The 19,647-nt window shown below is 34.9% G+C and carries 17 protein-coding genes; 9 read left to right on the plus strand and 8 right to left on the minus strand.

Annotated elements, in window-relative coordinates:
• Positions 1-31 precede the first annotated feature (31 nt).
• Complete coding sequence (gene dinB, locus GQ46_RS09275; RefSeq protein ID WP_044400930.1) at positions 32-1,132, plus strand: DNA polymerase IV; 1,101 nt, start codon at positions 32-34, stop codon at positions 1,130-1,132.
• A gap of 282 nt (positions 1,133-1,414) precedes the next feature.
• Here dinB and pyk read toward each other — a convergent pair whose 3' ends face one another.
• Together pyk and GQ46_RS09285 are read right to left on the minus strand one after the other, a co-directional pair.
• Entirely contained in the window at positions 1,415-2,842 is a 1,428-nt protein-coding gene (gene pyk, locus GQ46_RS09280; protein WP_044400934.1) for a pyruvate kinase, read from the minus strand.
• Positions 2,842-3,330, minus strand: a complete 489-nt coding sequence (locus GQ46_RS09285) for an IPExxxVDY family protein (protein ID WP_044400936.1) — start codon at positions 3,328-3,330, stop codon at positions 2,842-2,844. The genes pyk and GQ46_RS09285 overlap by 1 nt, the downstream gene beginning before the upstream one ends.
• 582 nt (positions 3,331-3,912) lie before the next feature.
• Here GQ46_RS09285 and GQ46_RS09290 point away from each other — a divergent pair.
• Positions 3,913-4,623 (plus strand): hypothetical protein, encoded by a 711-nt coding sequence (locus tag GQ46_RS09290; protein WP_044400938.1) that lies wholly within the window; start codon positions 3,913-3,915, stop codon positions 4,621-4,623.
• Between the two features lie 263 nt (positions 4,624-4,886).
• Here GQ46_RS09290 and rnc read toward each other — a convergent pair whose 3' ends face one another.
• From rnc to GQ46_RS09305, 3 genes are all read right to left on the minus strand, one after another.
• Positions 4,887-5,630, minus strand: coding sequence for a ribonuclease III (gene rnc / locus GQ46_RS09295; RefSeq protein ID WP_044400941.1), 744 nt, complete (start codon positions 5,628-5,630; stop codon positions 4,887-4,889).
• A 95-nt stretch (positions 5,631-5,725) separates the two neighbouring features.
• The gene (gene fabF, locus GQ46_RS09300) at positions 5,726-6,976 is read right to left on the minus strand and encodes a beta-ketoacyl-ACP synthase II (protein ID WP_044400943.1); all 1,251 of its coding nucleotides are present in this window, start codon (positions 6,974-6,976) and stop codon (positions 5,726-5,728) included.
• Positions 6,977-6,988: 12 nt separating this feature from the next.
• Positions 6,989-7,222, minus strand: a complete 234-nt coding sequence (locus GQ46_RS09305; protein WP_013869581.1) for an acyl carrier protein — start codon at positions 7,220-7,222, stop codon at positions 6,989-6,991.
• A gap of 181 nt (positions 7,223-7,403) precedes the next feature.
• Here GQ46_RS09305 and GQ46_RS09310 point away from each other — a divergent pair, with 181 nt between their 5' ends.
• Both GQ46_RS09310 and GQ46_RS09315 read left to right on the plus strand, forming a co-directional pair.
• Positions 7,404-7,970: a phosphoribosylglycinamide formyltransferase gene (locus GQ46_RS09310; protein ID WP_044400951.1), complete on the plus strand. Its 567-nt coding sequence runs from the start codon at positions 7,404-7,406 to the stop codon at positions 7,968-7,970.
• 158 nt (positions 7,971-8,128) lie between these two features.
• Positions 8,129-8,770: a viroplasmin family protein gene (locus GQ46_RS09315; protein ID WP_044400953.1), complete on the plus strand. Its 642-nt coding sequence runs from the start codon at positions 8,129-8,131 to the stop codon at positions 8,768-8,770.
• 3 nt (positions 8,771-8,773) lie between these two features.
• On the opposite strand, the gene GQ46_RS09320 is transcribed toward GQ46_RS09315, so the two are convergent.
• The gene (locus tag GQ46_RS09320; protein WP_044400955.1) at positions 8,774-9,049 is read right to left on the minus strand and encodes a type II toxin-antitoxin system RelE/ParE family toxin; all 276 of its coding nucleotides are present in this window, start codon (positions 9,047-9,049) and stop codon (positions 8,774-8,776) included.
• Positions 9,049-9,297, minus strand: a complete 249-nt coding sequence (locus GQ46_RS09325; protein WP_044400958.1) for a hypothetical protein — start codon at positions 9,295-9,297, stop codon at positions 9,049-9,051. Before GQ46_RS09325 ends, GQ46_RS09320 begins: the two co-directional genes overlap by 1 nt.
• A 128-nt stretch (positions 9,298-9,425) precedes the next feature.
• Here GQ46_RS09325 and GQ46_RS09330 point away from each other — a divergent pair, with 128 nt between their 5' ends.
• Positions 9,426-10,361: a PfkB family carbohydrate kinase gene (locus tag GQ46_RS09330; RefSeq protein WP_044400961.1), complete on the plus strand. Its 936-nt coding sequence runs from the start codon at positions 9,426-9,428 to the stop codon at positions 10,359-10,361.
• Between the two features lie 128 nt (positions 10,362-10,489).
• Positions 10,490-12,388, plus strand: coding sequence for an amidophosphoribosyltransferase (locus GQ46_RS09335; RefSeq protein WP_044400964.1), 1,899 nt, complete (start codon positions 10,490-10,492; stop codon positions 12,386-12,388).
• Positions 12,389-12,832: 444 nt separating this feature from the next.
• Here the strand turns inward: GQ46_RS09335 and GQ46_RS09340 are convergent, their stop codons facing one another.
• Positions 12,833-13,441 carry a superoxide dismutase gene (locus tag GQ46_RS09340; protein ID WP_044400967.1) on the minus strand — a complete coding sequence of 203 codons (609 nt, stop codon included), beginning with the start codon at positions 13,439-13,441 and terminating at the stop codon, positions 12,833-12,835.
• A gap of 205 nt (positions 13,442-13,646) precedes the next feature.
• Here GQ46_RS09340 and GQ46_RS09345 point away from each other — a divergent pair, with 205 nt between their 5' ends.
• The 3 genes from GQ46_RS09345 (at position 13,647) to GQ46_RS09355 (ending at position 19,630) form a co-directional block, all read left to right on the plus strand.
• Positions 13,647-16,799 (plus strand): exodeoxyribonuclease V subunit beta, encoded by a 3,153-nt coding sequence (locus GQ46_RS09345; protein WP_044400970.1) that lies wholly within the window; start codon positions 13,647-13,649, stop codon positions 16,797-16,799.
• Positions 16,800-16,905: 106 nt separating this feature from the next.
• Positions 16,906-18,102, plus strand: a complete 1,197-nt coding sequence (gene kbl, locus GQ46_RS09350; protein ID WP_044400973.1) for a glycine C-acetyltransferase — start codon at positions 16,906-16,908, stop codon at positions 18,100-18,102.
• Between the two features lie 121 nt (positions 18,103-18,223).
• Positions 18,224-19,630 (plus strand): OmpA family protein, encoded by a 1,407-nt coding sequence (locus GQ46_RS09355; RefSeq protein ID WP_044400976.1) that lies wholly within the window; start codon positions 18,224-18,226, stop codon positions 19,628-19,630.
• The last annotated feature ends 17 nt before the right edge of the window (positions 19,631-19,647 follow it).

The raw sequence follows: 19,647 nt of genomic DNA on the forward strand, positions 1-19,647 counted from the left end.
CTTTTTGCTAAAGATATTATAAATTTGTGTTATGTCTGAAGCCTTACCAATAAGAAAGATTATCCACGTGGATATGGATGCTTTTTATGCGTCTGTAGAACAAATGGATAATCCTGAATTAAAAGGAAAGCCTTTAGCTGTTGGAGGAAGCAGCAACCGAGGTGTTGTTAGCGCAGCGAGTTACGAAGCTCGAAAATTTGGAGTAAAAAGCGCGATGAGCGGCGTTCTGGCCAGACGCTTATGTCCAGAGCTTATTTTTGTAAAGACAAGATTTGATCGCTACAAAGAAATATCTTCTAAAATTAGAGCCATATTTCATGATTATACAGACTTGGTAGAGCCGCTTTCTTTAGATGAGGCTTACCTTGACGTCACCGAAAACAAAAAAGGAAATCCCAGCGCTTCCATGCTAGCTGAAGAAATTCGTGCCCGCATTTTTAATGAAGTTGGGTTAACAGCTTCTGCAGGTATTTCTATAAACAAATTTATTGCTAAAGTTGCTAGTGATTACAATAAACCTAACGGACAAAAAACAGTAAATCCTGAAGAAGTTTTAGATTTTTTAGAAGCCTTAGACATCAGGAAATTCTATGGTATAGGGAAAGTTACAGCCGAGAAAATGTACCAAAAGGGGATTTTTACTGGTGTGGATTTAAAAGCTAAATCCTTAGATTTTTTGGAGCAAAACTTCGGAAAGTCTGGCACTTACTATTATTATGTGGTGCGTGGTGTTCATAATAGTGAGGTAAAACCAAATCGTATTCGAAAAAGCTTAGCTGCTGAACGCACCTTTAATGAAAATTTATCTTCAGAAATTTTTATGCTCGAAAAACTAGAGCATATCGCCGAAGAAGTTTCCCGGCGTTTAAATAAAAGTAAAATCGCTGGAAAAACGGTGACTTTAAAAATAAAATATAGTGATTTTACGTTGCAGACCCGCAGTAAAACCCTGCCTTACTTTATTAGTGATAAAGCTATTCTACTGGAAACTGCAAAAGACTTACTCTATCAAGAAAAACTAGACAATTCTGTGCGGCTTTTAGGTATTTCACTCTCTAATTTAAATACAGAAAAAAAGACTAAAAAAGAAGAACCAAAAGTAGTGAGTGTGCAGCTGAAATTTGAGTTTTAGGATTTGTCACAAAGGCGGCAAAACACAAGGTTACTTTTTATATTACCTAGAATTACGCTGCTCTTTAATGCGTTTCACCCCGATTCACTGAGAAAATCTGAACAGATTAAAAAAACCAGCTACCTTATTGCAACTGGTTTTATTATATAAGCTCTGTTTTTAACTAAGCTTTGCGATTACTCATCCCTTTTATTTAGGAAGACATCGTGATCACTTAGCAATGTCAGTGTTTTTTGATTGCTTCGCAGAGGGTGAGTAGTAAAAGCCCTGTGCTTAAAAGATTTAAATCTCAGTAACCCTTAACGTATTCACCATTCCCTTTTCTTGAATTGGCATGGCTGCTAAACTTACCAGCATGTCTCCTTTTTTTAGATAACCCATTTCTTGCGCCATCCTATTTACATCTTCTATGGTTTCATCTGTGCTTACGAACTTATCATAAAAAAAAGCTTTAACACCCCAAAGCAAATTGAGTTGCGTTAAAATACGTTTGTTTGAAGTGAAAACTAAAATATGTGCACTTGGTCTCCATGCCGAAATTTGAAAAGCCGTGTAACCACTATTTGTTAAGGTTGATATGCCATTGGCATTAATTTCATTGGCCATAAGCGATGCGTGGTAACAAATAGATTTTGTAATGTAGCGCTTGGTACGAATTTGTGGCGGCTCTTGTGGTACATTAATTAAATCACTGTCTTCTACACTACGTATAATGCTCGCCATTTGCCTAATCACTTCCACAGGGTATTTACCAACACTGGTTTCTCCCGAAAGCATTACGGCATCTGCGCCATCCATTACAGAGTTAGCAACATCATTAACCTCAGCACGTGTTGGCGTTAGGCTATCGATCATGGTTTCCATCATTTGTGTCGCAATAATTACTGGAATTCTTGCTCTCTTTGCACGAAGTACCAGTTGCTTTTGTACTAGTGGTACTTCTTGAGCTGGAATTTCTACACCTAAATCACCACGTGCTACCATTAAACCATCACAATAGGCCACAATTTTATCGATATTTTCTACACCTTCCGGTTTTTCAATTTTAGCAATGATTGGTATTTTATGTTCACTGTGTTTCTTAATTAATTCCTGCAATACCATTAAATCTTCAGCGTGACGCACAAAAGACAGTGCCATCCAGTCGACCTGCAATTCGCAAGCAAATATGGCATCTTCAATATCTTTTTCTGTTAACGCGGGTTGAGAAATATTTGTGTTTGGTAGGTTGACCCCTTTTCTAGACTTTAGGGGACCGCCTTGAATGACTCTGGCTTTTACTTCGGTTTTTTTATCTGTAGACACCACTTCGAAAATTAATTTTCCGTCGTCTAAAAGAATACGCTCTCCTGGTTTAGCATCTTGAGGAAAATTATCGTAAGTCATGTAAACACGTTTTTTAGTCCCTACAAAACGTTTACCGGTAGCAAAAATAATTTCATCGCCAGCATTCACAATCACCTCCCCTTTCATAATACCAACGCGAAGTTTTGGGCCTTGTAAATCTGCTAAAATGCAAGCGTTATAACCAAACTCTGCATTGAGTTCACGAATCATTTTTACACGTTCTTTTACATCTTCATAATCTGCATGTGAAAAGTTAATTCTAAACACATCAGCGCCTTCTTCAAGCATGGCTTTTAAAACTTCTTTAGAACTGGTTGCCGGTCCTAACGTAGCAACAATCTTCGTTTTTTTTCTTTTTAACATTAGTTAAATATTAGTTGATCTTTAGATTTTAAGGCATTCGCAGCAATACTGTACGCTGTAATGACATGATCTATGTTAAGTATTTTTTCTAAAATGAGTTTTTCCTTTTTAAAATTCAACTCATTATTAATTTTTAATAGGAAATTTGCTTTCTTATATTCTGAAACTAAATGGTGCGTTTGCGTTGTCATTTGGTCAAAACTGAACAACGAATCCAAGTTTTCATTCATTTCGCTTGAAATAACCTTACACGTATTAGACACTAAATTCCATGTATTAAATTGGGTATGATCTTCCCATTCAAAAATAGAAAAGGTTGTTTTCAAATTGTTATTATCGAAATCTTTGTCTTTTCTTGTAAGTCTAATACCTAAAGCTTTATTTAATAAAAAAGCCAACCTATAATCTTCTATCGTGCAATGAATACCAATTAAAGAAAAGTGATCTTCCTCATAAAAGTCATCTAAAACGAGTTTTTTAATAGCCATACTCACAACAGAATTAAATGTAAATATAACATTTAAAATCGTTCAACACATTGAATTTTAGGGAATCTTAAAAAGAAAAAGTAACGCAAACGTTATAGTTTACACTGTTTTCGCTTAAAAAACAAGAACGTCTTGTTTTTTTCAAAAAAGCTTTCCAGATTTGATCTTGAAACACCAAAAACAGCTTAGACTTTAATTCCATTGTCTTCTACTCACTAGCGAATACGAAAAAGAGAACTTTAAGTTTCTGCTAAATTTAAAAGGTATTGTCTGTTTTAAAAAAAGTACTCGCCAAAGCAGAAATTCTCATAGTGAGGGTATTCTGTCAACCGTTTAAATTAACGTTCTCTAGCAGCATTCCGCTTTTAAGGTTTCTTTCCTATGGACAATGCGTAAAGAAGAAGTAAAAGAAGTCGATGGTTTATGATTAAGAAGCTACCGGGTATTGTATTTATTATACCTGATTTTTTCAAATGTTTATAAACACCTCCGTTATTTGATGAAAATTTAAAGAACACCCTAAATCCTTGTTAAAAACTACTATTTTTAAATTTCAATTGCGTTTTTTTCTTATATTGAGGGATGAAAATTTTAAAAACAGTTGTTTTTATACTGGTCTCTCTTTCAGTGATGCACCAGTCTTACTCTCAAGTTGGTATTAACACGACCACGCCAGATGCCTCATCAGTATTAGATATAAGCTCTACAACACAAGGCGTGTTAACCCCAAGAATGACCAGTGTACAGCGTGTAGCCATTGCCAGTCCGGCACAAGGGCTATTAGTCTTTGATACCGATGATACTTCTTTTTATTTTTATAATGGTACCATTTGGATACCCATTAGTTCTGGAAATAGTAATGATTATACAGGCTGGGCCGATTACGTTGATGGCACTTATACTTCTGCAAGTCCTTTTGTGCTAACCGCTGCCAACAAGGTAACGTTACCAAACGACGCAGCTACCGTAAGAGATTCTCAAAAACCGATAGATGTAACAACATTTTATGATACTACGAATTCTACAATTACAGGAAGAAATGGTGATGCTGTGAATATCGTAATAGAATTTAAAGCGAGACCAACTACAGCTGCTATAACGAGACTAACAGTAGCTATTGATATTGGAGCACCTGTTGGAGAAATATATGTAAGGGATTTTGTATTAGCAAAAGGTAATGGAGTGGAACACTTTTATTTGAGTTCTTTCAATGCTTATACTTTAGGTACTTTTGAAGCGAATGGTGGTCAGTTAAAATTGAATCAACTGCGGCTGCCGACATTTATGACATAAGATATGTTATAACAAGGACTCATAAGGCACGATAACCAATGCTATGCCTCGAACTATATTATATGAACAGACATACCATACTAACCTTGGGCATCTGGGCATGAGCAGTCGTGTTAATTGAGTAAAAAACAACCTTTTATTACTAAAAAAAATCAACATGGCAGTCAAAGACTATTGAAATAAATACAATAGATAAAAGGTTTCACGCATTGCTTTTCCGGACCTTTGTTTAGATCTCTGGATTGTTTATGAAATAAAACTAGTTATAAAAACGCTTTAGAAATTTGATTTTGAAATACAAAAAAAGCACGCTTCGAGGCCTTTTCTTCGGCTTTCTTTTTTGAAGTCGCTCTACCTTTAGAGACTATTTTATCATCTATGGATAGTTTTACAGAAAAATGGCGAATGTTATCATTTCCTGTATCTTCATAAACGTTGTAATCGAAGGTTTTCTTCTCTTTTTGGCACCACTCTATAAGTAAGCTCTTGTAGCTTATCACTTTCCCTTCCAATTGCTCAATGTCTACAAAAGGTGTGATGACGCGCTTATAAATAAATTTTTCGCAAGCCTTATAACCGCCATCCAGGTAAATAGCACCAACTAAGGACTCAAATAGATTACCATGAATATTGTCTCCAAATTGTCCTTTTGGAATTTTGCTTTCTACTAAACTAATCAGTTTTAAATCACGCCCCAGCTCATTGAGATGCTCTCTGCTCACAATTTTAGAACGCATCTTCGTTAAATAGCCTTCATCACCGCTAGGCACCTCTTCATATAAGTGATGCGCAATCACAGCACTTAACATGGCATCTCCCAAAAACTCTAAACGTTCATAATTTATAATATGCCCATTAGCATTTTTTATGTTCATAGAACGGTGCGTAAAAGCCGTCTTAAAATGCTTAATGTCCTTAGGCTTATAACCTATAATTTCTGAAATTGTGGTAAAAAAAATCCCGTTATCTTTTTTACGGGATGTGAATATGTTTCGAATGCGTTTCATCTGATTACTAATAGTGTATTAAATAAATCAGATGTAATGAACCAAATATTTGTTTTAAGGGCTAAATATTTTGTCATAATTATTTCATTCGAGCATTAGTCTAACTTCTTAAATAACACACAGGCATTATGTCCGCCAAATCCAAAAGTATTACTCATAGCAACCTTTATATCTCTTTTTTGAGGTTTATTTAGCGTTAAGTTTAAATTAGGATCTATTGTGTCGTCAATAGTTGTGTGATTAATTGTTGGTGGCACTATACCATGTTCCATTGCTAAAATAGAGGCAATAGACTCAATGGCTCCTGCGGCACCTAACAAATGACCCGTCATTGATTTCGTAGAATTAATATTAATGTTTTTGGCATGACTACCAAAAACCTCAGAAATTGCTTTCAGTTCGGCAACATCTCCCAAAGGTGTCGATGTACCGTGTGTATTTATATGATCTACATCTTCAGGCTTTAAGCCAGCGTTTTCTAAACAGTTTCTCATAACTGCGATAACACCAATACCATCTGGATGTGGTGCAGTCATATGGTAAGCATCGCTAGACATGCCGCCACCTAAAACTTCGGCATAAATTTTTGCTCCTCTTGCTTTTGCGTGCTCATATTCTTCTAAAATAATTGCTCCAGCACCTTCCCCTAACACAAACCCATCTCTAGTTGCATCAAAAGGTCTTGAGGCTGTTTCTGGGCTTTCATTTCTAGTGGATAACGCGTGCATCGCATTAAACCCTCCCATTCCGGCGATAGTAACAGCGGCTTCACTTCCTCCGGTTACAATAACATCACAATAGCCTAAACGAATATAATTTAAAGCATCAATCATCGCATTTGCAGAAGATGCACAGGCAGATACCGTGGTATAATTAGGACCCATAAATCCATTTTTAATAGAAATATTTCCGGGGGCAATATCTGCAATCATTTTGGGGATGAAGAAGGGGTTAAATCTTGGTGTTCCATCACCTTCAGCAAAATTTAACACTTCGTTCTGAAAGGTTTCAAGTCCTCCAATTCCTGCGCCCCATATAACACCAACTCTAAGCTTATTGATGGTGTCTAAATCTAGTTTAGCGTCCGCAATAGCCTCATCAGATGCGACCATTGCGTACTGCGTAAACCTGTCCATTTTTCGCGCTTCCTTTCTATCAATAAAATCGGTCGCGACGAAGTTTTTCAACTCACAAGCGAATTTTGTTTTAAACTTTTCAGTATCAAAGTATGTAATAGGCGCAGCACCACTTTTTCCTTTAATAAGGGCGTCCCAATATTCATCTTTGGTGTTTCCTATAGGTGTAAGTGCGCCTAGACCTGTTACTACAACTCGCTTAAGTTCCATAAATATTAGTGCTTATTTTGCAGCTTCAATGTATGATACAGCTTGACCTACTGTTGCAATGTTTTCTGCTTGGTCGTCTGGAATTTGGATATCGAATTCTTTTTCAAATTCCATGATTAATTCAACAGTGTCTAATGAATCTGCGCCTAAGTCGTTTGTGAAGCTAGCTTCTGTTACAACTTCGTTTTCATCAACACCCAATTTGTCTACGATTATCGCTTTTACTCTTGATGCAATGTCTGACATAATTTTAATTTTTTTAGTTTTAATTAAGTGGCAAAAATAAAAAACTTTACTTGAAAAAACATCTTTATGGTAAAAATGTCTTGGTAATTTAATAATTAATACTGAAGAAATTCTCTTTTACCCTATAATTGTTAATAATTATTCTTTTTTTTGTTCGTAGATTTAACATAGAAACTAGAAAATGAAACGTGTCGTAATTTTTGCGTCTGGAAGTGGAAGTAATGCCGAAAATTTAATTCGCTTTTTTCAAAATAGTGACCGTACTTCTGTTATTCAAGTACTCACTAACAATCCGCAAGCTAAAGTCTTGGAGCGCTGTAAAAAACTAAACGTTAGCGCGTTATCGTTTAATAAAATAGCCTTTACTGAAACTGAAGATGTGCTCAATATTTTAAAAGCATCGAACCCCGACTTAATTGTTCTCGCTGGTTTTCTTTGGAAATTCCCTGAGAAAATCTTGAAACACTTTCCAAATAAAGTGATTAATTTGCATCCTGCTTTACTCCCAAAGTTTGGTGGAAAAGGCATGTACGGCATGCATGTGCATCACGCCGTGGTAGACCAAAAAGAAACTGAAACAGGTATCACTATTCACTACGTAAATGAACATTATGATGAAGGCGCTGTTATTTTTCAAGCCAAATGTGCGGTTTTAGCTTCAGATTCTGCTGAAACTGTTGCAGAAAAAATTCATTTGTTAGAGATGGCACATTTTCCAGAGGTGGTTAAAAAAATATTGAATGCGTAGTTTCTTAGATATCTTTATTATTGTTTTGGGAGTTTCAATTATAGGCCTTGTTTTCTATGTTGTTATCAGCAAAATTTATTTTAAAATAAAGCGCAAAAAAAATGTAGACGAGAAACACCTTAATAACCCAAAATCTCGAAACGGGAGAACGAACACAAATGGGTAAAAAAAAGAAAAAATACTACACCGTTTGGAAAGGACATCATATTGGTGTCTTTGACTCTTGGAATGATTGTAAAGCGCAAATAAAAGATTATGATGGTGCGCAATACAAGTCTTTCGCAACTTTTGACGCAGCTAAAGCAGCGTTAAAAGGCAATTATTTCGATTATATAGGAAAAAACAAAACTTTTAAAAGTGAGCTGTCAGCTGAACAACTTAAAAAAATAGGGCGTCCCAATTATAACTCTATAGCGGTTGATGCTGCCTCAAGTGGTAATCCAGGTATCATGGAATACCGCGGTGTAGATACCAAAACAAAAAGACAACTCTTTATTCAAGGTCCTTTTGCTGAAGGCACTAATAATTTAGGAGAATTCTTAGCTTTAGTTCATGGGCTGAGTTATTTGAAAAAGCACAATAGTACGCGTATTCTTTATACAGATTCAAAAACAGCCATGAGCTGGGTACGAAAGAAGACTTGTAATTCTAAATTAGAACGTAACACCAAAAACAAACCGGTTTACGATTTAGTAGATCGCGCAGTCAACTGGCTTAAAGACAATGATTACAAGACTACTATTGTAAAATGGGAAACCAAAGCCTGGGGAGAAATACCTGCAGATTTTGGGCGGAAGTAATTATTAGTAATGTCTTTTTTGATGTAATATTCTTTGCACTTTGATAGTATCTCCATCTACTAAATAATGAATTCCAAAAGGAAAGGACTTTGTGAAAATTATTTTGATGTTGCGATATCGTTTTTGAAAATGTTGTGGGCTAAATTCTATTCTCTCAATAGTTTCAACAATCTCATTATCAAATTTTTTTTGTAATTCTATAGATACTTCAAAATAATACAAACGCGCCTCCCTAAGATCCAGAAGCGACTCATCACTTAATTCAATATTAAAACTCATTATTTAAATAATTCCTTTTTAACATTCAACCAAGGTGTGTATTTCGTTTTTCCTTGGTTATGACTATCAATCATTTGATCCATCATTTTTTTGTATTCTTCAGATGGCTCAAAGGCGAATGCATCTTGCTGTAAAACAAACTCCATATAATTTTTGAGGTTTCTACCTGCCTTTTCTGCCTTAAGTTCCAATATATCCAAGGTCTCCTTGTCCAGAACAACCTCTTTTCTCTTTTTACCTGCTTTCATATCTCGTATAAATTACATATATTATAGGTGTAATATACGTATTAAATTTAAAATTTAAGCCATTACGTTTTCAGTATAATTAAAACCAACAAAAAACCTATATTTGCACTTTAATTTAAACGGCTTACATGAGTAAATTAGTAGTAGTAGGTACCGTAGCTTTTGATGCTATTGAAACCCCTTTTGGAAAAACAGATAAAATATTGGGAGGTGCAGCCACGTATATTGGCTTGTCGGCTTCTAACTTTAATGTTGATACAGCAGCTGTTTCAGTTGTTGGTGGAGATTTTCCGCAAGAATATCTTGACCTGTTAACAGATAGAGGCATTAATATAGATGGTATCGAAATCGTAAAAGAGGGTAAAACCTTCTTTTGGAGTGGCAAATACCGCAACGATATGAATTCTCGTGACACGCTGGCGACAGAACTTAATGTCTTAGAACATTTTACACCTGTTGTACCAGAAAGTTATAAAGACGCAGAAATTGTCATGTTAGGAAATTTACATCCCTTAACACAACAAAGTGTTTTAGATCAGATGACAAAAAAGCCTAAGTTGGCTATTTTAGACACCATGAACTTCTGGATGGATATTGCTTTAGACGATTTACTTTCAGTAATAAAAAATGTTGATGTTATTACTATTAATGATGAAGAGGCAAGACAATTAACCGGAGAATATTCTTTAGTTGTTGCTGCGCGTAAGATTCATGAAATGGGCCCTAAGTATGTGGTGATTAAAAAAGGAGAGCACGGTGCTTTACTTTTTCATGATGAGAATGTGTTCTATGCCCCAGCCTTGCCTTTAGAAGAAGTGTTTGATCCTACGGGAGCAGGCGACACGTTTGCCGGTGGTTTTGCTGGTTATTTAGCAAAAACAGGAGATACCTCTTTCGAGAATATGAAAAACGCTGTTATTTATGGTTCAACATTAGCTTCCTTTTGTGTAGAAAAATTTGGAACAGAGCGTATGCTAAACCTAAAAGATAAAGAAATCTATAAACGCTTACAGCAATTTAAAGATTTAACACAATTTGAAATTGTCCTAACAGCGGCTCAATAATATAAAAACGCGCTCAATAATTGAGCGCGTTTTTTATAACTATATATTTTGCAATTTATCTCGTCAAGAGACGTTTCGAGAACAGAATTTTTTTATATTTTTAATAAACAACTCACAACACAACAACAATGAGTGATGCTTTAAAACACGAGTGCGGAATTGCACACATTAGACTATTAAAACCTTTAGAATACTACAAAGAAAAGTATGGCAGTGCGTTTTACGGCGTAAACAAAATGTACTTATTGATGGAAAAACAACACAATCGTGGTCAGGATGGTGCTGGTTTTGCAAGTATAAAATTAGACACCAAACCTGGTGAACGCTATATTAGTCGTGTACGTTCTGTCGCTCAACAACCCATTCAGGACATCTTTGCTCAAATCAACGAGCGTATTAATAAAGAATTAACTGAGCATCCAGAGTATAATAATGACGTTGCGCTACAAAAGCAAAACATACCCTACATTGGCGAAGTGCTTTTAGGACATGTGCGTTATGGCACCTTTGGTAAAAACAGCGTAGAAAGTGTACATCCCTTTTTAAGACAAAATAACTGGCAACACAGAAACCTTATTTTAGCTGGCAACTTTAACATGACTAATGTTAAAGAACTCTTTAGCAACTTGGTTGAGCTAGGGCAGCACCCTAAAGAATATACCGATACCATTACTATAATGGAAAAAATTGGTCATTTTCTAGATGATGCTGTTAGTAAAATTTATAAAGATTTAAAAAAGGAAGGGTATAGTAAAAACGAATGTTCTCCATTAATAGCAAAACGGTTAAAAGTTGGGAAGATCCTAAGAAAGGCCGCTAAAAACTGGGATGGGGGTTATGCTATGGCAGGTTTATTAGGCCATGGTGATTCGTTTGTTTTACGGGATCCTGCAGGTATCCGCCCGGTGTATTATTATAAGGATGACGAAGTTGTTGTTGTCGCTTCAGAACGTCCTGTAATTCAAACCGTCTTTAATGTAGAATTTGATGATGTCAAAGAATTAGAGCCGGGTCATGCCATTATCACCAAAAAATCGGGAGAAGTTTCTATTAAAAAAATCTTAGAACCTCTTGAACGTAAAGCCTGTTCTTTTGAGCGCATTTATTTTTCACGCGGAAGCGATGCTGAAATCTATCAAGAACGTAAAATGTTAGGCCGTTTATTAATGCCTGAAGTACTAAATGCTATTGGTCACGACACTGCAAATTCGGTTTTTTCGTACATACCAAATACAGCGGAAACCTCTTTCTATGGCATGATAGAAACCGTTGAAGAATATCTAAACGAAAGAAAAACGCAAGCTATTTTAGAGGGTAACGGGAAGTTGTCTAAGGAGCGGGTTATTAATATTTTAAAAGAAAGACCACGTATTGAAAAAATTGCCATTAAAGATGTTAAGTTAAGAACGTTTATAACCGAAGATAGCAGCCGTGATGATTTAGTCGCGCATGTTTATGATGTGACCTATGGCGTGATTAAACCTACAGATAACTTGGTTATCATAGACGATAGTATTGTTCGCGGTACAACTTTGAAGAAAAGTATTATTAAAATGATGGATCGACTACATCCTAAAAAAATAGTCGTCGTATCCTCTGCACCACAAATACGTTATCCAGATTGTTATGGTATAGACATGGCTAATTTGGGAACCTTGGTTGCTTTTAATGCTGCTTTAGCCTTACTAAAAGAAAACAACAAGTACCACATAGTTGATGACGTTTACAATAAATGTAAAGCCCAAGTAAATTTAAAAGATAAAGAGGTTAAGAACTTTGTAAAAGAAATTTATGACCAATTTACACCTGAAGAGATATCGTCTAAAATATCAGAATTATTGAGTGACGATTCGGTTAATGCAGAAGTTGAAATCATTTTTCAACCCGTAGAAAACCTTCATAAAGCATGTCCTAAAAATTTAGGCGACTGGTATTTTACAGGAAATTACCCTACTGCTGGAGGAAACAGAGTGGTTAACAGGGCATTTATTAATTTTTATGAAGGCAATAAAGAGCGAGCTTATTAACAGGTTTTAATCACTTTAACAGATATCAATGCTTTTAATCTAAAATATTTTTATAGAAGCCTTTTTTAATATACCTTTAAGTCACCATAACATAAGTAGGTTAAGTTCATGGTAGATTTGGGGCAAAAAAAGCTGGACTCTCGTCCGGCTTTTTTTATGCGCTATAAATAAGGTTGCGTTTTATCTAATGGCGTATAAAAGTATTCAACACTATCGATAAAATGCATTTTATCAGATATTTTTACCATTTATCTAAAAAAAGCAATAAATCAATTTATATGTCGTTATATTTGAACTTACCATAACATAAGTAGGTTAAGTTCATGGTAGATTTGGGGCAAAAAAGCTGGACTCTCGTCCGGCTTTTTTATTTTTAAAACTTTCTAGCACAAAAAAAGAGCTAGTTATTACACCAGCTCTCTTAAGTATTATATAAAGTTCAAACTATTTTGCCAAAGCAAAACGTCTTTCTACTTCATTCCAGTTAATTACGTCAAAAAACGCATCAATGTAGTCTGGTCTTCTATTTTGATAATTTAAATAATAAGCGTGCTCCCATACATCTAATCCTAAAATTGGAGTTCCACCACAACTAACGCCAGGCATTAATGGGTTGTCTTGATTAGGTGTAGAACACACCTCTACTTTTCCCCCTTTGTGCACACACAACCATGCCCAACCAGAACCAAATTGAGTAGCAGCAGCTTTGCTGAAGGCTTCTTTAAAAGCATCTACAGATTTAAATGCTGCTTCAATAGCGGTCTTTAATTCTCCAGACAACTGACCTTTGTCTTCAGGATTCATTACCTCCCAAAATAGAGAGTGATTATAAAATCCGCCACCATTATTTCTAACCGCTTTATTTTCCATATCTAAATTAGTCAAGATATTTTCAATTGTTTTTCCTTCTAAGTCGGTTCCCTCTATGGCATCATTTAATTTGGTAGTATACCCGTTGTGATGTTTAGAGTGATGTATTTCCATGGTACGCGCATCTATATTTGGTTCTAAAGCGTCGTATGCATATTTTAATTTCGGTAATTCGAAAGCCATAATTTTATGTGTTTTTTGGATTAATAAATCTTTAAACGTAAATTTAATACTTTAACATTTCAATTAAAAATTTAAACAATGTTAATCCGCTCCTTTTAATAATAGTTTAACACCATGATTTTGAAAGCCTTCAGTTTTTAATCGAAAAAACAAAAAATCCACTAGGCATCACCCAATTTGTTTTTATCTTGTAGCAGATTAAACTATGGCTACACCATCTCCTTTTCAAGTATATAATGCCTCTGCGGGTAGCGGAAAAACATTTACGTTGGTCAAAGAATATCTTAAAATTTTATTTTCAGCATCAACCCAATATCTATTTAAACATATTCTTGCTATTACGTTTACTAATAAAGCGGTTGCTGAAATGAAAGCACGCATTTTAGAAATGCTAAGAGTCTTTTCCGAAGTTCTAATTCTGGAGCAACCCAATGCTATGTTTATTGCCATTGCCGAAGAATTAAAAATGGAACCAAAAATCCTTCACAATAAAGCAATAACGATTTTAAATACCATCATGCATAACTATGCCGCTTTTGATATTTCGACCATAGATGGTTTTAATCACAGGCTCATACGCACCTTTGCTCATGATTTAAAATTACCATTGAATTTTGAAGTTGAACTCGATACAAAATCATTACTCACCGAAGCTGTAGATCGTGTAATTGCGAAAGCAGGGATAGATAAAAGATTAACTAAAATATTAATAGATTTTGCTATTGAAAAAGCAAATGATGATAAAAGCTGGGATGTTTCAAGAGACTTTAATGCCATTGCCGAAATACTTTTAAAAGAAAGTGACTTTGAATACATAAAATTACTTGATGATAAAACACTCGATGATTTTGAGATTTTAAAAAAACAGTTAATTACTGAAAAAACAACTACCGAAAAACTAATTGTAGAAGAAGCCAATGCATTACTGTCTCTCTTAGAATCCAATGGGTTAGCATTTAGTGATTTCTCTGGAGCCTATTTGCCAAAACATTTTGAAAAATTAGCCAACAATAACTTATCTGTTAGTTTTGATCCTAAATGGCAGGAAGATCTAGGTGCTAAAACTTTATACCCAAAAAGAGTTTCGGCAGCTACCGCAGCAACAATTGAAAATTTACAACCTCAAATAGCAACAGCTTTTAACGAAACTAAAGCGGGGATTTTTCATTTAAAGTTCCTCAAAACATTTGCAAAAAACATAACACCTCTTTCGGTTTTAAAAGCGATAAGTCAAGAGCTTTCAACTATAAAAATCGAAGAAAACAAAATGCTCATTAGTGAATTTAATGCCATCATTAGCGACGAAATAAAAGGGCAACCCACGCCCTTTATATATGAGCGTATGGGGGAAAAATTTAAACATTATTTTATAGATGAGTTTCAAGACACTTCACAAATGCAATGGGATAATTTAATCCCACTAATTGGCAACACCTTGTCTGGTGAAAACCTCAAAGCTGAGAAAGGAACAGCATTGCTCGTTGGTGATGCCAAACAAGCTATATACCGTTGGCGTGGTGGAAAAGCAGAACAGTTTATGAAACTCTTTAATCTAACAGAAAAGCCGTTTCATAGTGAACAACATGTTAAAAATTTAGAGTCTAATTACCGAAGTTTGCAAACAATTGTTCAGTTTAACAATGCCTTTTTTAAGCATGTTTCTACTTCCGTTTTTAGCAAAGCAGAATATGGTGATTTATACGAAAAGGCTTTTCAACAGCCTTTCAAACAAGCAAAAGGCTATGTTAACCTCAACTTTATAGACTTTGAAAAAGACGAAATTAAAGATGAAATCTATACGCAACAGGTGCTACAAACCATTCATTCTTGTCAAAAAAACGGGTATCGCTTAAAAGATATTTGCATTCTGGTAAGGAAAAAGAAGCAAGGCATTGCTATTGCAGAATATCTGAGCAGTCAAAACATAAAAATCACTTCTAGTGAAACCATGTTAATTAATAGGGCACCAGAAGTCCAGTTAATTAATAATGTGCTCTCCTTATTAATAAAACCAAATGACAGCGAACGTAAAGTCCACGTCTTAGATTTTATAGCTGAAAAACACAACATTGAAGACAAACATACTTTTTTTAAAATCCATGTGCATTTAGATTTAGAATCCTTTTTTGATGGTTTAAAGCCTTTTGATATCCATCTTAATCCAAAAACAATAGTACAAGAAGCACTGTTTGATATAGCTGAAACGATTGTTAGAGGTTTTAAATTGGTCACTCATTCAAACGCTTACGTACAGTTTTATCTCGATACTGTTTTAGATTATTCACAGAATAACAGTTCAGATATTTCATCTTTTCTGGAATATTTCGAAACTAAAAAAGGCGCCTTAAGTATCGTGTCTCCCCAAGAGCAGGAGGCTGTTCAGATTATGACTATTCATAAATCTAAAGGATTAGAATTTCCTGTGGTTATTTTTCCGTATGCAGAAGTTAATTTATATGAAGATATAGAACCAAAGGAATGGCTTCCTATAAATTCAAAACAATATCAAGGTTTTACACACACTTTATTAAATTTCAATAAAGATTTTGAGTTTTTCGGCGAAGCCGGAAACGCCATATATAAAAGACACAAAGCAGAATTGGAGTTGGACAGCCTCAATTTGCTTTATGTTGCATTAACCCGTCCAATTGAGCAATTATATGTTATAGGCAAAAAGGATTTAGGATCAAAAAGCAATCCTGAGTCTAAATCTTATTCATCCTTACTCATTAATTATTTAATGGAAACAGGCGAATGGGAAGACACAAAAACAGTTTATTGCTTTGGTTCAGAAAAAAGAACAGAAAAGATTGAAGACCTTAGCACAATAGAAACCATTGAACAAACAACTTTTATTTCGACTGCAAAGGCCGAGCATAATATTAAAATAGTTGCTAATTCAGGTTGTCTTTGGGATACCAACCAAGAACAGGCGATTGAAAAAGGAAATTTGGTACACGATCTCATGGAACATATAAAAACGGAAAACGACGTAGATTTTGCTATAAACGATTTTCTAAGCTCTGGAATAATTAACGAAGAACAAGCTAAAATATTACGAATGTCAATCCTTGAAATAATACATCATCCGGATTTAAATTCGTATTTTTCTGAAAGCAATACCATTTATAATGAACGGGATATCCTTTCTAAAACAGGAAAAATTTATCGACCAGACCGTTTGGTTATTAATAACAAGAAAGACGTTGTAATTATTGATTACAAAACAGGGTTGCCAAACCCTAAATACCAACATCAATTGCAAGACTATCAAGATATTTTAGAAGACATGAATTTTAAAATCACTAAAAAAATATTAATCTATATTAATGAAGACATCAAAGTCCAAACGTATTAATTAAGTCCAATGGCTTTGAACTCATGAAATAAATTCAGAATAAAAAAAGAATGTTGATTTTATCTCTAACGTAAAAAACATTCTAAATTTGTAAAAAACAATTAACATGTACGGTAAAATTCAAGAACATTTACAACAAGAAATAAAAGACATCAAAGAGAACGGTCTTTATAAACAAGAACGTATTATTACCTCGCCACAAGGTGCAGAAATCACTTTGAGTACTGGTGAAACGGTTTTAAACTTTTGTGCTAATAACTATTTGGGGTTATCCTCACATCCAGAGGTCATAAAGGCCGCTAAGGACACCATGGATACCCACGGCTTTGGAGTCTCTTCTGTACGTTTTATTTGTGGTACCCAAGACATACATAAAGAACTTGAGCAAAAGATTGCTGATTTCTATGGCACAGAAGACACCATATTATATGCGGCAGCTTTTGATGCCAATGGCGGCGTGTTTGAACCCTTGTTAGAAAAAGAGGATGCTATTATTTCAGACGCTTTAAATCATGCCTCTATTATTGATGGTGTTCGCTTATGTAAAGCAGCACGCTATCGATATAAAAATAGCGACATGGCAGATTTAGAACAACAACTTATAGCTGCTAACGAAAATGGTGCACGGTTTAAAATTATAGTTACAGATGGTGTATTTTCTATGGATGGCATAGTAGCGCCTTTAGATAAAATCTGTGACCTCGCAGATAAATATGATGCTTTAGTCATGATAGACGAATGTCACGCCACAGGATTCATTGGTGAAACGGGTATAGGCACACTTGAAGCTAAGGGTGTTTTAGGTCGTATAGATATTATCACAGGAACCTTAGGCAAAGCACTTGGTGGTGCTATGGGCGGTTATACGACTGCTAAAAAAGAAGTGATAGAGTTATTAAGACAACGATCAAGACCTTATTTGTTTTCAAATTCTTTAGCACCTGCTATAGTTGGAGCATCTATTAAGGTTTTTGACATGCTTAAAAACGATACTACTTTAAGAGACAAACTGGAAAGCAATACCAATTACTTTAAAAAAGAAATGAAAACAGCTGGTTTTGATATTATTGATGGCGATTCAGCTATTGTTCCAGTCATGTTATATGATGCAAAATTATCTCAAACCATGGCAAATATGCTTTTAAAAGAGGGGATATATGTTATAGGCTTCTTTTTTCCTGTTGTACCAAAAGAAAAAGCACGCATACGTGTACAGTTGTCAGCAGCCCACGAAAAAACGCATCTAGATAAGGCAATACAGGCCTTTATTAAAGTAGGAAAAGCATTGGAAATCATTAAATAAATATTATAAACTTTAACAATTTGCAGGAATAACCAATATTTTTATATATTTGTCTTTGTTAATAATGTTTAACAACTTATTTTTGCTTCTAATTAACACTTAAAAATTAAAATTTTTGAATATGAAAAATCTTAGCAGATTATTATTCACACTAGTACTTGTAGTAAGTTTTAGTAATGTGAATGCACAAGACCAAGATAATCCTTGGGCTATTAGTTTCGGAGTTAACGCAGTAGACTTTTACTCAGGTATGGAATCATCTGACGCTACTGGTGTTTTTGATGAATACTTTAACGTAGAAGACCACTGGAATATACTTCCTTCTTTATCAACGATAAGCGTGTCTAAATACCTAGGAGAAAATTTCTCTTTACAATTAGGTGGGTCTATCAACAAAATTGATAAGTATGGTGACACTGCCGTTGCTGACTTAAACTATTATGCTCTTGATGGAAATGTAAGATATAGCCTTTCTAGCGTTTTAAACACTACAAAACTTGATCCACAAATTGGAGTAGGTGGTGGTTATACGTGGGTAGAAGAAGGTCCTTTCAATACTAACGGTGCAGGTGGTAGTAATGCTGTTGGCGCTGGAACTTTAAATGGTTCTTTAGGTTTAACATACTGGTTTACTGATAACGTAGGTTTCTTTGTGGAGTCTAAATATAAGCATGCTTTTGAAGATTACTTAACTACTCACTTCCAACATTCTGCAGGTTTTTCTGTTAGATTTGGTGGAAAAGATACAGATGGTGATGGTATATATGACAAAAATGATGCATGTCCAGAAGTATTTGGACTAGAAGCTTTCAACGGTTGTCCTGATACTGATGGTGATGGTATCGAAGATTCTAAAGATTCTTGTCCTAACGAAGCTGGTTTAGCTGAATTCAACGGTTGTCCTGATACAGATGGAGACGGTGTTGTAGATGGTAGTGATGAATGTCCTACTGTAAAAGGTCTTAAAGCTTTAAATGGTTGTCCTGATGCTGATGGTGATGGTGTTGCAGATAAGAATGATACTTGTCCTAACGAGCCTGGTCCTGCTGCTAATAACGGATGTCCTTGGCCTGATACAGATGGTGATGGTGTTTTAGATAAAGATGACCAATGTGTTGACGTAGTTGGTACTGTTGCAAACAATGGTTGCCCAGAAATTGTACAACCAACTCAAGAGGTTATTGATCAATTAAATGAGTATGCTAGAACTATCTTATTTGATAGTGGAAAATCAACTTTCCAAAAGCAATCTTACGAGGTATTACAAAACATAACTGCTATCTTAAAAGAATATCCTGATTCTAACTTTACATTAGAAGGACATACTGATAGCGTTGGTTCTAAATCTTCTAACCAGTTATTATCTGAAAGAAGAGCTAATGCAGTAAGAGATTACTTAATTGCAAATGGAATTAACAGTGACAGATTAACTGCTTATGGATTTGGTGAAGAATACCCAGTAGATTCAAACGCAACTAGTTCTGGTAGAAAAAACAACAGACGTACTGAGATTAAACTTAAAAAATAAGTTTCTCAATACTTTTA

The sequence above is a fragment of the Lacinutrix sp. Hel_I_90 genome (genome assembly GCF_000934685.1).
Lineage (GTDB): Bacteria > Bacteroidota > Bacteroidia > Flavobacteriales > Flavobacteriaceae > Lacinutrix.

Coding starts and splice junctions, on each gene's coding strand:
- GQ46_RS09315 (WP_044400953.1), top strand. CDS start 8,129: ATGGGTAAAAAAAAGAAAAAATACTACACCGTTTGGAAAGGACATCAT.
- GQ46_RS09345 (WP_044400970.1), top strand. CDS start 13,647: ATGGCTACACCATCTCCTTTTCAAGTATATAATGCCTCTGCGGGTAGC.
- GQ46_RS09305 (WP_013869581.1), bottom strand. CDS start 7,222: ATGTCAGACATTGCATCAAGAGTAAAAGCGATAATCGTAGACAAATTG.
- GQ46_RS09340 (WP_044400967.1), bottom strand. CDS start 13,441: ATGGCTTTCGAATTACCGAAATTAAAATATGCATACGACGCTTTAGAA.
- GQ46_RS09285 (WP_044400936.1), bottom strand. CDS start 3,330: ATGGCTATTAAAAAACTCGTTTTAGATGACTTTTATGAGGAAGATCAC.
- GQ46_RS09355 (WP_044400976.1), top strand. CDS start 18,224: ATGAAAAATCTTAGCAGATTATTATTCACACTAGTACTTGTAGTAAGT.
- GQ46_RS09335 (WP_044400964.1), top strand. CDS start 10,490: ATGAGTGATGCTTTAAAACACGAGTGCGGAATTGCACACATTAGACTA.
- GQ46_RS09330 (WP_044400961.1), top strand. CDS start 9,426: ATGAGTAAATTAGTAGTAGTAGGTACCGTAGCTTTTGATGCTATTGAA.
- GQ46_RS09320 (WP_044400955.1), bottom strand. CDS start 9,049: ATGAGTTTTAATATTGAATTAAGTGATGAGTCGCTTCTGGATCTTAGG.
- GQ46_RS09310 (WP_044400951.1), top strand. CDS start 7,404: ATGAAACGTGTCGTAATTTTTGCGTCTGGAAGTGGAAGTAATGCCGAA.
- GQ46_RS09325 (WP_044400958.1), bottom strand. CDS start 9,297: ATGAAAGCAGGTAAAAAGAGAAAAGAGGTTGTTCTGGACAAGGAGACC.
- GQ46_RS09290 (WP_044400938.1), top strand. CDS start 3,913: ATGAAAATTTTAAAAACAGTTGTTTTTATACTGGTCTCTCTTTCAGTG.
- dinB (WP_044400930.1), top strand. CDS start 32: ATGTCTGAAGCCTTACCAATAAGAAAGATTATCCACGTGGATATGGAT.
- rnc (WP_044400941.1), bottom strand. CDS start 5,630: ATGAAACGCATTCGAAACATATTCACATCCCGTAAAAAAGATAACGGG.
- kbl (WP_044400973.1), top strand. CDS start 16,906: ATGTACGGTAAAATTCAAGAACATTTACAACAAGAAATAAAAGACATC.
- pyk (WP_044400934.1), bottom strand. CDS start 2,842: ATGTTAAAAAGAAAAAAAACGAAGATTGTTGCTACGTTAGGACCGGCA.
- fabF (WP_044400943.1), bottom strand. CDS start 6,976: ATGGAACTTAAGCGAGTTGTAGTAACAGGTCTAGGCGCACTTACACCT.